The 15788-nt window shown below is 63.4% G+C and carries 10 protein-coding genes; 6 read left to right on the top strand and 4 right to left on the bottom strand.

Features of this window, described 5'->3' with window-relative positions; all coding sequences use genetic code 11:
• Window positions 1-57: 57 nt before the first annotated feature.
• Complete coding sequence (gltB, locus tag J4G38_RS16295) at window positions 58-4578, top strand: glutamate synthase large subunit (RefSeq protein ID WP_210519513.1); 4521 nt, start codon at window positions 58-60, stop codon at window positions 4576-4578.
• Between the two features lie 121 nt (window positions 4579-4699).
• Window positions 4700-6169, top strand: coding sequence for a glutamate synthase subunit beta (locus tag J4G38_RS16290; RefSeq protein WP_210519511.1), 1470 nt, complete (start codon window positions 4700-4702; stop codon window positions 6167-6169).
• A gap of 106 nt (window positions 6170-6275) precedes the next feature.
• Here the strand turns inward: J4G38_RS16290 and J4G38_RS16285 are convergent, their stop codons facing one another.
• Both J4G38_RS16285 and J4G38_RS16280 read right to left on the bottom strand, forming a co-directional pair.
• A complete protein-coding gene (locus J4G38_RS16285) occupies window positions 6276-6827 on the bottom strand; it encodes a hypothetical protein (RefSeq protein WP_226163478.1) in 552 nt (183 codons plus the stop codon).
• 35 nt (window positions 6828-6862) lie between these two features.
• Window positions 6863-8023: a geranylgeranyl reductase family protein gene (locus tag J4G38_RS16280; RefSeq protein ID WP_210519508.1), complete on the bottom strand. Its 1161-nt coding sequence runs from the start codon at window positions 8021-8023 to the stop codon at window positions 6863-6865.
• 155 nt (window positions 8024-8178) lie between these two features.
• Between J4G38_RS16280 and J4G38_RS16275 the strand changes: the two genes are divergently transcribed.
• From J4G38_RS16275 to J4G38_RS16260, 4 genes are all read left to right on the top strand, one after another.
• Window positions 8179-8883 (top strand): GAF domain-containing protein, encoded by a 705-nt coding sequence (locus J4G38_RS16275; protein ID WP_210519506.1) that lies wholly within the window; start codon window positions 8179-8181, stop codon window positions 8881-8883.
• Between the two features lie 54 nt (window positions 8884-8937).
• Window positions 8938-10113 carry a 1-deoxy-D-xylulose-5-phosphate reductoisomerase gene (locus tag J4G38_RS16270; protein WP_210519505.1) on the top strand — a complete coding sequence of 392 codons (1176 nt, stop codon included), beginning with the start codon at window positions 8938-8940 and terminating at the stop codon, window positions 10111-10113.
• A gap of 132 nt (window positions 10114-10245) precedes the next feature.
• The gene (rseP, locus tag J4G38_RS16265) at window positions 10246-11592 is read left to right on the top strand and encodes an RIP metalloprotease RseP (protein WP_226163476.1); all 1347 of its coding nucleotides are present in this window, start codon (window positions 10246-10248) and stop codon (window positions 11590-11592) included.
• A gap of 156 nt (window positions 11593-11748) precedes the next feature.
• Window positions 11749-12255, top strand: a complete 507-nt coding sequence (locus J4G38_RS16260; protein ID WP_210519503.1) for a DUF6702 family protein — start codon at window positions 11749-11751, stop codon at window positions 12253-12255.
• A 62-nt stretch (window positions 12256-12317) separates the two neighbouring features.
• Here J4G38_RS16260 and J4G38_RS16255 read toward each other — a convergent pair whose 3' ends face one another.
• The gene (locus tag J4G38_RS16255) at window positions 12318-12980 is read right to left on the bottom strand and encodes a DUF2461 domain-containing protein (protein WP_210519501.1); all 663 of its coding nucleotides are present in this window, start codon (window positions 12978-12980) and stop codon (window positions 12318-12320) included.
• Window positions 12981-13045: 65 nt separating this feature from the next.
• Window positions 13046-15520: a bifunctional YncE family protein/alkaline phosphatase family protein gene (locus J4G38_RS16250; RefSeq protein WP_210519499.1), complete on the bottom strand. Its 2475-nt coding sequence runs from the start codon at window positions 15518-15520 to the stop codon at window positions 13046-13048.
• Window positions 15521-15788: the final 268 nt, after the last annotated feature.

The raw sequence follows: 15788 nt of genomic DNA, 5'->3' as shown, positions 1-15788 counted from the left end.
CCATGCTGGCGTTCCCGCCGGGCGGCGGCACCCTTCTCATGAATTTTTAAACTCCCGATGCAATCCACTGACACTCCTCAGGGCCTGTACCGCCCCGAATTTGAGCACGATGCCTGCGGGACTGGCTTCATCACCTACCTCAACGGCCGCAAGACGCACCAGACCATCAACGATGCGCTGACCATGCTGGAAAACATGGAACACCGCGGCGCCTGCGGCTGCGATTCGGACTCCGGCGACGGGGCCGGCCTGCTGCTGCAAATTCCGCACTGGTTCCTGCTCCAGGAGTGCGTTGCGCTGAATATTCTCCTGCCCGAGCCCGGCAACTACGGCGTGGGCATGGCCTTTTTACCCAAGGACGACGGCCTGCGCGAAGCCTGCCGCACGGTCATCAACGGCGCGGCGGCGCGGCTGGGCTTCCCGCTGCTGGGCTACCGGCCGCTGCCGGTGAACCCGGCCGGCATCGGCCCCACCGCGCTGGCCGCCGAGCCGGTGATGGAGCAAGTGTTTTTCGGCCGCCCGGCCGGCATCACCAACCCCGACGACTTCGAGCGCAAGCTTTACGTGCTGCGCCGCCTGATTTTCAAGACGGTGCGCGAAACGGTGGGGGCGGCAATGGACGTGTTCTACTTCGCCTCACTCTCCTGCAAAACCATTGTTTACAAGGGCCAGCTCACCACCTACCAGGTGCGCGGCTACTTCCCCGACCTCAGCGACGAGCGGGTGGTTTCCACGTTCGGGCTGGTGCACTCGCGGTTTTCGACCAACACCTTCCCGAGCTGGAAGCTAGCGCAGCCCTTCCGCTTTCTGGCGCACAATGGCGAAATCAACACGCTGCGCGGCAATCTGAACTGGTTTTACGCCGGCCTGCGCAACTACGTGTCGCCGTATTTTTCTTCGGAGGAAATGGACATGCTGCTGCCGGTGGTCGACGCCGGGCAGTCGGACTCGGCCTGCCTCGACAACGTGGTGGAAATTCTGCTGCACTCGGGCCGCCCGCTGCCGCACGTGATGATGATGCTGGTGCCCGAAGCCTGGGACGGCAACACCCAGATGGACCCGCTCAAAAAGGCCTTTTACGAGTTCCACGCCACGTTTATGGAGCCCTGGGACGGGCCGGCCGCCCTCATTTTCACCGATGGCAAGCAGATTGGGGCCATGCTGGACCGCAACGGCCTGCGCCCCCTGCGCTACCTCGAAACCACCGACGGCCGCGTGCTGGTGGCCTCCGAGGCCGGCGTGCTCGACATCGACCCCGCCACCGTGGTGCAAAAGGGCCGCCTCCAGCCCGGCAAAATGCTGCTCGTGGACACCGTGGCCGGCCGCATCATCACCGACGAGGAGCTGAAGGCCCAGGCCGCCGGCCGCCAGCCCTACGGCGCATGGCTGAACGAGTACCAGATTCGGCTGGAAGAGCTGCCCGAGCCACGCCAGATGTTCACGGAACTGGCCACCGAATCGGTGTTCAAGTACCACCAGGTGTTCGGCTACACCCGCGAGGACATCGACATGCTCATCACGCCGATGGCCGTGGAGGCCAAGGAACCCATCGGCTCGATGGGCGTCGACGTGCCGCTGGCCGTGCTGTCGGACCAGCCGCAGCACCTGAGCAGCTACTTCAAGCAGTTTTTCGCGCAGGTCACCAACCCGCCCATCGACCCCATCCGGGAGCGGCTGGTGATGAGCCTGGCCACTTTCCTGGGCAACAACGGCAACATTCTCGACGAGGACAAGCACCACTGCCACTGCGTGGCCCTGCGCCAGCCCATCCTCAGCAACCACGAGTTGGAAAAGCTGCGCAGCATCGACACCGGCATGTTCAATGCCAAGACGCTGCAAACCTATTTCAAGGCCGACGGGCTGCCGGGTTCGCTCGAAAACGGCCTCGCCCGCCTCTGCCGCTACGCTGAGGACGCGGTGAACGACGGGTTTGAAGTGCTGATTCTGTCGGACCGCGCCGTGGATTCGGAGCACGCGCCCATTCCGTCGCTGCTGGCGGTTTCGGCCGTGCATCACCACCTTATTAAGCTGGGCTACCGCGGCTCGGTGGGCCTGGTGGTGGAAGCCGGCGACGTGTGGGAAGTGCACCATTTCGCCTGCCTGCTGTCGTTTGGGGCCACGGCCATCAACCCGTATCTGGCGCTGGCCACCATCCGGACCATGCACGAGGCCGGGCACCTGACCACCTCCCTAGACCCGTCGCAGCTGACGTACAACTACATTAAAGCCGTGTGCGACGGGCTGCTGAAGATTTTCTCGAAGATGGGAATTTCGACCTTGCAGTCGTACCACGGCGCGCAGGTGTTCGAGATTCTGGGCATCAACCAGGCCGTGGTGGACGCGTATTTCTGCGGCGCAGTCACCCGCATCGGCGGGCTCGGGCTCGATGAAATAGCCCGCGAAACGCTGTACAAGCACTTCCAGGGCTTCAAAAGCACCACGCCCGAGGAGCAAACCCTGCTACCCGACGGCGGCCTTTACCACTGGCGGCGGCGCGGCGAGGCGCACATGTTCAACCCCGAAACGGTGCATTTGCTGCAACTCGCCACGCGCACCAATAACTACGCCACTTACCAGCGCTACGCCAGGATGATTAATGAGCAGACGCGGCAGATGTTTACCCTGCGCGGCCTGCTCGATTTTGCCCACCACCGCGAGGCCATTGCCCTTGAGGAAGTGGAGCCGGCCGAAGGCATCATGAAGCGGTTTGCTACCGGGGCCATGTCGTTCGGCTCGATTTCGCACGAGGCGCACAGCACGCTGGCCATTGCCATGAACCGCATCGGCGGCAAGAGCAACACCGGCGAAGGCGGCGAGGACCCGATGCGCTACGAAAAAATGGCCAATGGCGACTCCATGCGCTCGGCCATCAAGCAGGTGGCCTCGGCGCGCTTCGGCGTCACGGCGCATTACCTGACTAATGCCGACGAGCTGCAAATCAAGATGGCGCAGGGGGCCAAGCCCGGCGAAGGCGGCCAGCTCCCCGGCCACAAAGTGGACGAGTGGATTGCCAAAGTGCGCCACGCCACGCCCGGCGTCGGCCTGATTTCGCCCCCGCCCCACCACGACATCTACTCCATCGAAGACCTCGCGCAGCTGATTTTCGACCTGAAAAACGCCAACCGCGCCGCCCGCATCAACGTGAAGCTGGTGAGCAAGGCAGGAGTGGGCACCATCGCGGCCGGCGTGGCCAAGGCGCACGCCGACGTGATTCTCATTGCCGGCTACGATGGTGGCACGGGCGCGTCGCCCATCAGCTCCATCAAGCACGCCGGCCTGCCCTGGGAGCTGGGCCTGGCCGAAGCGCACCAAACCCTGGTGCGCAACCAGCTCCGCAGCCGCGTGGTGCTGCAAGCCGACGGCCAGCTGAAAACCGGCCGCGACCTGGCCGTGGCCGCGCTTTTGGGAGCCGAAGAATGGGGCGTAGCCACCGCCGCGCTGGTGGCCGGCGGCTGCGTGATGATGCGCAAATGCCACCTCAACACCTGCCCCGTGGGCGTGGCCACGCAGGACCCGGAGCTGCGCAAGCTCTTCACCGGCCAGCCCGAGCACATCGTGAACCTGTTCCGCTTCCTGGCCGAGGAGCTGCGTGAAATCATGGCCGAGCTGGGCTTTCGCACCATCAACGAGATGGTGGGCCGGCCCGAATTCCTGAAAGTGCGCGAAGGCCTCACCCACTGGAAAGCCCGCCACCTGGACCTCTCCGAAATCCTGCACCCGGCCGTGAACATCTCCGGCGGCACCCTCTGCAACAGCGAAAGCCAGGACCACGGCCTGGATAATATTCTGGATTGGCAGCTGCTGGAATACGCCCAGCCGGCCCTGAATGAGCAGATTCCGGTGTATGGCGAGTTCGAGGTGCACAACACCGACCGCACCATCGGTACGCTGCTTTCAAATGAGATTGCCAAGCGCTACCACGCTGCCGGCCTGCCGCCCGATACCATCAACTACCGTTTCCGGGGCTCGGCGGGGCAAAGCTTTGGGGCGTTCAGCGTGGCGGGGCTGTCGTTTGCTTTGGAAGGCGAGGCCAACGACTACGTGGGCAAGGGCCTGAGCGGGGCGCAGCTGGCCATCTTCCCTTCCCCCGCCGCGCATTTTGTGCCCGAGCAAAACATCATCATCGGCAACGTGGCGCTGTACGGGGCCACGTCCGGCGCGCTGTTCGTGCGCGGGCAGGCCGGCGAGCGGTTTGCGGTGCGCAACTCGGGCGCCACGGCCGTGGTGGAAGGCGTGGGCGACCACGGCTGCGAATACATGACGGGCGGCCGCGCCCTCATTCTGGGCCAGACGGGCCGCAACTTCGCCGCCGGCATGAGCGGCGGCATCGCCTGGGTGTACGACCCCAACGGCACCTTCCCGGCCAATTGCAACCCCGAAATGGTGGAGCTCGACCCGCTCAATGCCGACGACGAGGACCAGATTCAGGAGCTGCTGCGGCAGCATGTGGAGCTGACCGGCAGCCAGGTAGCGACCTTTCTCTTAGGCAATTGGAATGAGGAAGCCGGGAAGTTCGTGAAGGTATTCCCGAGTGAGTATAAGAAGGTGCTGCAAAAGGCGCAGTACGCCAGGGTGTAGGAACGCGCCATGGCGCGTTCGGCGGTAGCACAATCCGGCAGCCGCCTGTTTCAATAGCAAAACATACAGCCCAAACGGGCACAACGATTGAACGCGCCGTGGCGCGTTCCTACTAAATAACATGGCCAACCCCACCGGTTTCAAAGAATTCGCCCGCGAGCTGCCGCCCAAAGCTGCGCCGCAGGAGCGCATTGCCCACAACCGCGAGTTCGTGGGCACCTACTCCGAAAATCAGCTCACGAAACAGGCCGCCCGGTGCATGGATTGCGGCATTCCGTTTTGTCACTCGGGCTGCCCGCTGGGCAATATCATCCCCGAATTCAACGACGCGGTGCGCGAGCAGGACTGGGAAAATGCCTACCAGATTCTCTCGGCCACCAACAACTTCCCCGAGTTCACGGGCCGCATCTGCCCCGCACCGTGCGAGGCCGCCTGCGTGCTCAGCATCCACAGCAGCCCGGTGGCCATTGAGGAAATCGAGAAGCACATCATCGAAATTGCTTTCTCGAAAGGCTACGTGCAGCCCACTTCGCCGGTCCTGAAATCGGACAAGACGGTGGCCGTGGTAGGCTCCGGGCCGGCCGGGCTGGCGGCAGCCGCACAGCTGGCCAAGGCCGGCCACACCGTCACGGTGTTCGAGCGCGACGACCGGCCCGGCGGCCTGCTCCGCTACGGCATCCCCGATTTCAAGCTGGATAAATGGGTGATTGACCGGCGCATCAGGCTGCTGGAAGAAGACGGCATCAGCTTCCGCTGCAACACCGAAATCGGCCGCGATATCCCGGCCGCCGACCTCACCCGCGACTTCGACGCCGTGGTGCTGGCCGGCGGGGCCAGCGTGCCGCGCGACCTGCCCATTACCGGCCGCGAGCTGCCCGGCATCCATTTCGCCATGGACTACCTCACCCAGCACAACCGCCGCGTGAGCGAGTTAGCGGTTGACGATGAGGCGATTTGGATGGAAGGCCAGGATGTGGTCGTCATCGGCAGCGGCGACACCGGCTCCGACTGCGTGGGAACGGCCAATCGCCAGGGCGCGCGCACCGTCACGCAGTTTGCCCTGATGAACCAGCCCGGCAACGAGCGCCCCGCGCACACGCCCTGGCCCGCCGAGCCGCACATTTTCCGCAGCAGCAGCTCGCACGAAGAAGGCTGCCAGCGCTACTGGGGCATCAATACCAAGGCTTTCCTCGGTGATGAGAACGGCCAGCTCCGCGCCCTGCTCGTGAGCGACGTGACCTGGGAAACCGACGTGCTGGGCCGCCGTCTCCGCTTCGAGGAAGTGTCCGATTCGGACCGCGAAATCCCCTGCCAGCGCGTGCTGCTGGCCCTGGGCTTCACCGGCCCCCGCATCGAAGGCCTGCTGACGGAGCTGGGCGTGGACCTGGACCAGCGCGGCAACGTGCTGGCCGATGAAAGCGCCTTTGTCACCAATCAGCCCACTATTTTCGTGGCCGGCGACATGCGCCGGGGCCAGTCGCTGGTCGTCTGGGCCATCTCAGAAGGCCGCGAGGCGGCGCGGCAGGTCGATGTGTTCCTGACGGGCAAGACGGCATTGCCGAGCAAGAATGCGGTGGGCATGTTTGCGTGAGCGTTTGTTATTGCGAGGCGAAGCCGTGGCAATCCGTCCCCCCGATGTGACCAGCCCAATAATGTGACAAGCCCCGGCTGTATTAAATGCCCGCGCTTGTCGCTTTTCAGTCTTTACTCAATTGTGGATAGACGACCTTTTGGATATAATCCATTATCGAATCTCCGGCCTGAGCCAGCAATTCTTTACGCTTATTCAATTCATCAATTGCGCGTTGCTTAAGACTATTATTCGGCTTCCATTCCTTGCCGTCTACTACAGCATTATCGTAAATAATCACGCATAGAGCTGAAAGCAGGACATGTTTTTTATGTAGCAGTGTGAGTGGGCTATCAAGTGCCCCCAATATCATTTCTAAATATCGTCCTTCTGCCAGTATCAATTCCTCATCCTGCCGTTCCACAAAGAGCCCCTCATCCTGCGCCCACGCTGTAATCAATTCTTCATCGAGCATGGGCATCGTGAAACTGCCTGTGGATTTGCTTCCACCACATACGACGCAAGTTGGGCCGAACAATTCAGTTGCATCGAAAAGCTCAAAAGCGGCTTCTCGTTTCGTAAGAGGCGCGTTTACTTCAAAGCCGCAATCGGTGCATTTTCTGTTTACTACATACTTTTTCATCGACAGCAGTTGCCTGGGGGTTAAGGGAATACTCATTAGAACACTCAACCTACAAAAATCAACGCCTGCCCCTACCCTATCGCCCGCTGCACCCAGGGCTTGAGGCCGGGCACGCGGGCCAGGCGCACCCCCGCGTTCACTAGCCACGGCTTGTTGCTGAGGAAGCGCATGAGGCGGTAGCTTTTGGCCAGCTTGCGGCTGATTTTGAGCGCCACCTGCGCGTCGTACTGCCGCATGGCTTCGGCGCTGAAATCCTGCTTTGCAAAGCAAGCCTCGGCCTGGGCGGCGGCCAGGATACCGCTCTGCATGGCCGTATCGATGCCGTGGCCCTGAACGGGGTCGATGAGCGAGGCCGCGTCGCCGCACAGCAGAAAGCGGGCCCCGCTCACAGGCACCGTGCGCCCGCCGCCCAGCGGCAGGCCGAAACCCTGAATGCCGCCGTGCTGCGTCGCATTATCAAACCGGCCCGCTAAGGCCGGGTGGCCCGTCAGCAGCTCGGGCAGCAGCTTTTTCAAATCGACTTTGTGCCGGGCCACGGTTTCTGCCAGCATGCCCAGGCCCACGTTGTAGCGGCCCGCGCCCACGGGAAAAATCCAGAGGTAGCCCTGCAGGTAGTCTTTGGTGAAAAAGTACTCCGTGAGGCCGGCTTCGGCCCCTTTTATGTTCTCGAAGTAGGCCCGCACGCCGGCGCAGTGGTGGGCGCGGTCGAGGGGCGCGGGCAGCAGCTGGCGGCGCACCACGGAGTTAGCCCCGTCGCAGCCGATGACCAGCTGGCAGGTGATTTCCGCGCCGGCCGTGGTGGTTAGCCGCACCTGGCCGGCTTCGATTTTTAGGGATTTCAGGCCGGTATTTTCCCGGATTTCGGTGGTGGAATGGGTCCGCACCAGGTCCAGCAGCGCCGCATCGAACGTCTCACGCGGGCTATTGAAGCTGGGCAGCTTCCAGCGCATCCACAGGCTGTCGCCGTTGGGGGCCACGAGGCGCGACTGGCGCACGGCATCGAGCGGCTGCAGGTGCCAGAGGCCCTCGGCAAAGGTGGGGTCGAGCTGGCGCAGGGCCTTGAGGGCGTGGCCGGGAATGGCATCGCCGCACACTTTGTCGCGGGGGAACAGGGCCTTGTCGAACAGGGCCACGCGCCGGCCGCTCTTGCGCAAAGCCAGGGCGCAGGCCGTGCCCGCCGGGCCCGCGCCGATGATGGCTACATCGTAATCAAATGGAGGGGAAGTCCGCACGGCTTCAAAGGTAGCGGGCGCGCTCGGCTGCCGGCGCAACAAAGTTGGCCGCAATGCCGCCGCAGATGCTTGATTTTACATATCTTTAAGCGCTACCCCACCGTACTGAGATTACCTGTTCGCTGCCAAAAGGCCCACCGTTCCTTTCTACCGCCGTGACTGCTCTACCTTCCTCCCTGATTCCTGCTACCGACGCGGCCCGCCTCCGCGCCCTCGAGCGCTACCAGCTGCTGGACGCCCGCAGCGAAAAAATCCTCGACGACGTGGTGGCCGCCACCGCCCGGCTGTTTCGCGTGGCCAACACCACGCTGACCATCGTGGAAGAAACCACGGTGCTCATCAAGGCGCCCTACAACCTGCCGGTGGTCGTTGAGCGCGTACTGCGCGAGCAAAGCCTGTGCTCGGCCACCATTTTGCAGGAAGACACGGCCGTGTTCGAGGACCTCAACCAGGGCAGCGCGCCGGGCGTCGACCTTTCCCTCATCCTGCAGCTGGGCCTGCGCTTCTACGCCGGCCACAACCTGCGCACGGCCGACGGCCACAACATCGGCACGTTGTGCCTGCTCGACGGGCTGCCCCGCCACTTCGCGCCCGCCGAGCGCCACTTACTGGCCCAGCTGGCCGGCCTGATGATGCACCTGCTGGAGCTGCGCCGCGTGCTGGGCCCGCACTCCGGCCTCACGGCCGTATTCTGGCAAGTCATTTACCGAACCATGAGCGAGCAGCTGGCGGGCCTCGCGGCGCTATCCGAACGGGCCGATACCGCGCCAGGGCCCCTCGCCGAGGCCGTGGCTATCGAAGCAAGTGCCCTTGTGGCCGGCCTCGACCAGCTGGTGACGGCTACGCTGCGGCAGAAGTAGGACCGCGCCGCCCACCGGGAACGTACTTTTGTGGCGTTTCCGTGTTTCGTCATTATGCTTGAAAAGAAAGAGGTAAAAACGCTGGCCTTATTGGGTGCCACGGGCTCCATTGGCACCCAGGCGCTGGAAGTGGTGCGGCAGCAGCCCGGCCGGTTCCGGGTGGCCGTGCTGAGCGCGCAGCGGCAATGGGAGCTGCTGGCCCGGCAGGCCCGGGAGTTTCGCCCCGCCGTGGTGGTTATTGGCGATGATGCCTGCTATCAGCCCCTGAAAGCCGCCCTGGCCAACCAGCCCGAAACCGAAGTCCTGGCCGGCGCGGCGGCCCTGGCCGAGGTGGTGACCCGGCCCGAAATCGACATCGTCCTCACCGCCCTGATGGGCTATGCCGGACTGCTGCCCACGGTGGCCGCTATCCGGGCCGGCAAGGACATTGCCCTCGCCAACAAGGAAACGCTGGTAGTAGCCGGTGAGCTGATTACCAGCCTCATCCGCCAGCACAACGTACGCCTGCTACCCGTCGATTCGGAGCACTCGGCCATCTTCCAGTGTCTGGTGGGCGAAGCGCGGAATCCGATTGAGAAAATCATTCTCACGGCTTCCGGGGGCCCATTCCGGGGCCGCACCGCCCAGCAGATGGAGGCCGTGACCAAGGCCCAGGCCCTGAAGCACCCCAACTGGGACATGGGTGCCAAAATCACCATCGATTCGGCCTCGCTCATGAACAAGGGCCTGGAGGTGATTGAGGCCAAGTGGCTGTTTGGCCTCACCAACGAGCAGATTGACGTGGTGGTGCACCCGCAAAGCATCGTGCACTCGCTGGTGCAGTTCCAGGATGGTTCGCTGAAGGCCCAGCTCGGCCTGCCCGACATGAAACTGCCCATCCAATATGCCCTCGGCTACCCCGAGCGGCTGGCCAACACCTTCCCGCGCTTCTCGTTTCTCGACTACCCCACCCTCACCTTCGAAGCGCCCGACCGCGCCGCCTTCCCCAACCTGGAGCTTGCCTTCGGGGCCATGCGGCGGGGCGGCAACGCGCCCTGCGTGCTCAACGCGGCCAACGAAGTGGCGGTGGCCGCCTTCCTGCGCGAGCAGGTGGGCTTCCGCCAAATGTCGGATTTGGTGGCCGGGTGCCTGGCGCGGGTTTCGTACCTTGCGGAGCCGGTATTGGCCGACCTCGTGGCCACCGATGCGGAAACGCGCCGGCTGGCCGAAGCGCTGGTTTCGGCCGGCTGATTTCGGCGCGTTGAAAATTTGGTCACTCATTTGAGGGAAGCGCTGCGCAGAACATTGTTCGGCAATTCCCCGGCAAGGGCCGTTGTTTGGCTGCCAGCTTGTCACTTTCCTCTCTAATCCCCTCGTTTCCCCTTGGCTATCCTCACCATGATTGGCCAGCTTGTGCTGGCCCTTTCTATCCTCGTTGGCTTGCACGAATTCGGCCATTTCGCCTTCGCCAAGCTCTTCAAAATCCGGGTCGATAAGTTCTATATCTTCTTCGACTTCCTGTTTCCGATGCCGGGCGTGATGAATTTCGCGCTGCTCAAGAAAAAAATCGGCGAGACGGAATACGGCATTGGCTGGTTCCCGCTGGGCGGCTACGTCCAGATACACGGCATGATTGACGAGACGCAGGACGCCTCGGCCCTGGCCGGCCCGCCGCAGCCCGACGAGTTTCGGGGCAAGCCCGCCTGGCAGCGCCTGCTGGTGATGCTCGGCGGCATCATCATGAACGTCATCCTCGGCGTCATCATTTTCGCGGCGATGACCTTCCACTACGGCGACACGTTTCTGCCGGCTTCGGAGGCGCGCTACGGCATCCTGCCCAACGGGTTGGGCCGCGAAATCGGTTTCCGCACGGGCGATAAAATCGTGAAAATCAACGGCCGCCCATTCAACGAGTTCGACGACGTGTACAACCCCGATGTTATTCTCGGCGACAATTCCTACTACACCGTGGAGCGCAACGGGCAGCTGGAAGACATCAAAATCCCGAAGGGCTTCCTCGATAAATTCGGCAAGCAAAGTGCCGACAGCCTGCTGGTGCGCCCCCGCGAAACCTTCGCCGTGGACCGCGTGACGCCCGGCGGCAACGCTGCCAAAGCCGGCCTGCAAGTGGGCGACGATATCAAAAGTGTAGCCGGGAAGCCGGTGCAGTTCTTCGATGAGCTGCAAGCCGCCCTGCTGGCCAACAAGGACAAGACGGTGCCCGTGGTGGTGGAGCGCAGCGGCCAGCCCCTCACGCTGAACGTGGCCGTGACCAGCTCCGGCCGCATCGGCTTCGAGCGCAAGTCGACGCTGCACCTCGGCACCCGGCAGTACACGCTGGCGCAGTCCATTCCGCAGGGCGTGAGCAAGGCCTTTGGCGTCATCGGCCTGCAAGCCCGCGCTTTCAGCAAAATCGCGCACGGCGAAGCTTCGGCTTCCGAAAGCCTGGGCGGCCCGGTCGAAATCGCGCAGCAATTTGGCGGCATCTGGGACTGGCAGCACTTCTGGGGCCTGGCCGGCGGCCTGAGCATGGTGCTGGCCTTCATGAACCTGCTGCCCATTCCGGCGCTGGACGGCGGCCACGTCGTGTTCCTGCTCTACGAAATGATTCTGCGCCGCAAGCCGTCGGACAAGTTCCTGGAAGGCGCGCAGCGCGTGGGCACCGTCCTGATTCTGGCCCTGATGGCTTATGTGATTGTTTTTAAGCAGGTGATGAAGCTGTTTCACTAGCCGAAACTGACGAAATACCCAGAACGTCATGCTGAGCGAAGCCGAAGCATCTCTCCCGCAGTAGTAATCCAATTGAATGGGTTGGTTGCGCGGTAGAGATGCTTCGACAAGCTCAGCATGACGTTCTGCTATTATGTACCCACTCTTCTCTCCCCAATGACGCGCCTACTTGCTGCCTGCGCCGCCATGTTGCTGCTGTTTCCGCTGGCCGGGGCGGCGCCGGCGCTGCACGCCTACCACTCCACCATCACGGAGCTGCGCTACAACGCCGCCAAGAAGCAGCTGGAGTTGTCGGTGAAGGTGTTTACCGATGACTTCGAGAAGGCCCTTTCGCAGGGCCAGCCTACGCACGTCAACCTCACCGATGCCGGCCCCCGGCCGCTGGCCCTGGCCACCGCCTACCTGCAGCGCACCTTGCAGATAAGCACGGTGGCGGGTGCCCCGCTGCCCCTGCAAGTGCTGGGCAAGCAGTCCGAAAACGATGGCTACTGGTTCTACTGCAAGGTGCCGCTACCGGGACCAGTGCCCGGCATAAAGCTGCGCCAGGCCATGATGCTCGACCTTTTCGGCGACGAAGCCAACATCGTCAACATCGAAGCCGGGGCTAAAAAGCAGAGTGCCCTGTTCCGCAGCGGCCACGAGGAAGAAGTGCTGACGTGGTGATGTAGCGCGGACTTTGTAGTCCGCGAGTTCAACGATTCAACTCGCGGACTGCAGAGTCCGCGCTACTGCGTGGCCCCACGCAGGAACTGGCAGAACGGCACCATCGCCCGAAATACCTCCAGCACATACTCCCGAAAACCCTCGTGGCTAAGTACGTCGGCATCCGGCATCTGGTGGGTGGCGGTGAAGGATTTGTGCTTCAGCAGCTCGATTTCGGGGTGGTCGACGGAATAGGCGGCGGGGGATTTCTTGAGCTTGTCGCCGCCCATGGGGCCGAAGTAGCGCTGGAAATCGGGCACGGCCAGAATGGCTTTTAGCTGGTCGGCGTTGTAGTCAATTTCCTGGCGAATGGCGGCCAGCTGGGTTTTGTCGGGCATGTAAAGGCCGCCGGCAATCATGGTCTGGCCGTTGGGCCCGAGCTGTATATAGTAGCCGGGCGCTTCGATGTCCTTGCCACCGGCCGTGAAATAGGCCGAGAAATGCGTTTTGTACGGGTCTTTGTTTTTGCTGAAGCGCACGTCGCGGTAGATGCGGAAGAGGCTTTTGCGGCCCTCGGCCCCGGCCAGCGCGGGGTCTGACTTGGCGAGCTCTCGGGCCCAGAATTCGGCATCTTCCTCAAACTGGGCGCGGAGTTGGTCGTAAGTGGCTTTGCGCTCCTGGAACCAGGGCCGCTCGTTGTTTTTAGCCAGGTCGGAGAGGAAAGTGAAGAGGGGGTTGAGCTGCATGAAGTCGTGAATAATTGGGCGGCAAATGAGCGCGCTTTCTCTTAAAACGGATGGCGGCTATTTGTTCAGTCAGCGTCGCCTTCTTCTTCCTCATGCCCCGCCTTGGCCTCGCGCACGGCGGCGCTGCGGCGGGGCGCGGGCATGTGGCTATGCTCGCCGCGCACAGCCTGCCAGATGTTCTCATTGAAGGCCAGGTCGGGCGCGGCGTCTTCGCGGCTCATGTCGAACTGCCGGGCGCGGCGGGCGGGGGCGTTGAAGGCGGTGTTGCGCACGTCCTGCGGCGTGGTAGCCGGGCGGGCAGTATAGGGCGCGAGGTTGGGCGTGGCGGTGAAGCAGGCCCAGAGCGGCACGGCGGCGGCATCGTACTGGCTCATGGGCGGCAGGCCGAGGATGAGCTCCAGCGTGCGCAGCATGCCGGACGTGGTGTAGGCGGCGTGCACCACCGCGTGGCGGCGGATGTACGGCCCCATGAGGTAGGCCGTAGAGCGATGGGCGTCGATGTGGTCGGGGCCGTTCTGGGCGTCGTCTTCCACTATCATCACCACCGATTCTTTCCAGACCGCGCTGTGCGAAAGGTGCTCAATCATCCGGCCAAGGGCCAAATCATTATCCGCGGCGTAGCTCAGCGGGCTGAGTTCGCCCTTGCGGGCACCCATGGTGTGGTCGTTGGGCAGGCGGATGATGCTGAGGTCGGGTAGCTTGTTGGCGGCCAGCAGCTGGTCGAAATCCTGCTCCCAGATTTTCTCGCGGTCCACGTCCTTGATGTGCAGGTCGAAGCCGGGGTAGGGATGGCAGTAATTGGCGGCGATGGAGGGCGTGGTGGGCTTGCCTTTGAATACGAACTCGCCATAGGAGCGGAAGCTGTGGCCGGCACGCTTGCAATAATCCCACAGGAAGCCGTCTTTGGGCTCGGCTACCTCGCCCCGGTTGCCCTCAAAATCGTACTCGCCGCCCCGGCCGCTGTAGTTGCTGGGCCAGCTTTTTTCCACGAAATCGGTGGCGTAGGCGGCGGTGCTCCAGTTGTGGCCATCGGCGCTCACCTCGGCATCGACGTAGAAATTATCGAGCAGCACAAACTCCCGCGTGAGGGCGTGGTGGTTGGGGGTCACCTTTTCGGGGAAGAGGCAGAGGCTGGCATCGCCGTTGCCGGCCGGCAAATCGCCCAATACCTGGTCGTAGGTGCGGTTTTCCTTGATGATGTAGAAGACGTGCCTGATGGGCGAGGCGGCGCCCACGCGCTGGGGCACGGGATTGCCGGCGGGCACTTCGGGAGCGGCTTCGCGGGCTTTGGTGAAGGGCGTGTTGGCGTAGACCTGGGCCGAGAACGTGGCCAGGGAGGCCGCATCGGGCACGGGCAGGCGCGAGAGCGAGCTTTTCAGCAGCCCGCCAATGTAGCCTTTGCCTTTTTCGCCCACGTCGTGCACCGGGTTGGGGCCGTTGGGGTTGGCCAGCGAGGTACTGCCTTTGCCGTTGGTAATCAGCAGCTGGGTGCCGGCCACGCGCACCGCCGTGGGGTACCAGCCGGTAGGCACGAAGCCCAGCGGCCGGCTGGCGGCGGGGTCGCGCACGTCGAACACGGCCAGGCAGTTGTTGTCGGCGTTGGCGATGAAGAGCTGGCTGTCGTCGGCGCTCAGGCTAACCCCGTCGGGCGTGCTGCCGACGGGCGAAGTGGGAAACAGAGCCGTATTCAGCGTTTCGGTGACCTGGCCGAGGCGGGTATCGATGATGGAAACGGAGTTGCTATTGGCGTTGGCCACGAACAGGCGGCGGCCGTCGCGGGTCAGAGCGAGGTCGTTGGGGTGACTTTCGACGGTGATGCTGGGCAGCAATTGCTGCTTGTCCACATCGTACATCGCCACCGCGTGGCCGCCCCAGAGGCTGATGTAGAGCCGGGCGCCGTCGGGGCTGAGCAGGACGCCGTAGGCTTCGGCCGGCAGCTTGAGGGTGCGCAGAATCCGGCGCGTTTTCAGGTCGAAGGTGTAGAGCGAATTGTCCTCCCGCGTCACGGCGTAGAGCTGCTGGCGGCGGCCATCGACGGCGAGCCCGGCCACACCGATTTTCTGCTTGGGCCATTTCTCACCCAGCACTAAAGCGCTGTCGGGCTGTAGTTTTTGGCCTTCGATTTTGAAGCAGTGAATGCGGTTGTGCTGGCCACCCGAGGCGTAGAGCGTGCGGCCATCGGGGGCGAAGGCGAGGCCGGCCCAGGCGGCCGGCACCACGCGGGTATCGAGCAGCTGGCCGGTGGCGGCATCGAGCAATTGGACCGAGTTTTCGCCCCAGCCGGCGTTAACCACGGCGGCCAGGCGGCCATCGGGGCTGATTTGCAGGTTCATGGGCAGGTCGCCGAGGACGGTGGCGGTGCCGGCGGGGCTGAGCTTCCAGCCGTTGGGCAGCTGGGTTTGGCTGGTGCCGGCAATGGGGCCGGGCAGCACGCCGGGGGCCTCGGGCGCGGGCCTGGTGCTGGGGCTGCCGGTGCAGGCCAGCAGCGTTAGCAGCGGTAAAAGCGGGGCAAAACGGCGGTATTCAACGGGGAAACGCATAAGCAGGCGGCCGCGCGAAAAAACAGCCGCGCCAGCCGCTACGAAGGTAGCCCAGCGGCACGGCAGCGGCCATTACGGCGGGGTTACGGATTGGGAGCCGAACTATTTTCGAGAGTCCTAGGACGTGTGAACAATTAAGGTAGCTTTGAAGATGCAAAAAGACCGCACATTCCTGACCGACCCGCACTGGCAACGCCTTTCGCCACTCTTGCCGGGCCAAGCGAATGCCTGCGGCGTGACGGCCAAGGACACGCGCTTGTTCGTGGAG

Source organism: Hymenobacter terricola (genome assembly GCF_017921975.2).
GTDB lineage: Bacteria > Bacteroidota > Bacteroidia > Cytophagales > Hymenobacteraceae > Hymenobacter > Hymenobacter terricola.
The sequence above is the reverse complement of the archived record's forward strand: the minus strand, read 5'-3'. Positions and strand labels throughout refer to the sequence as shown.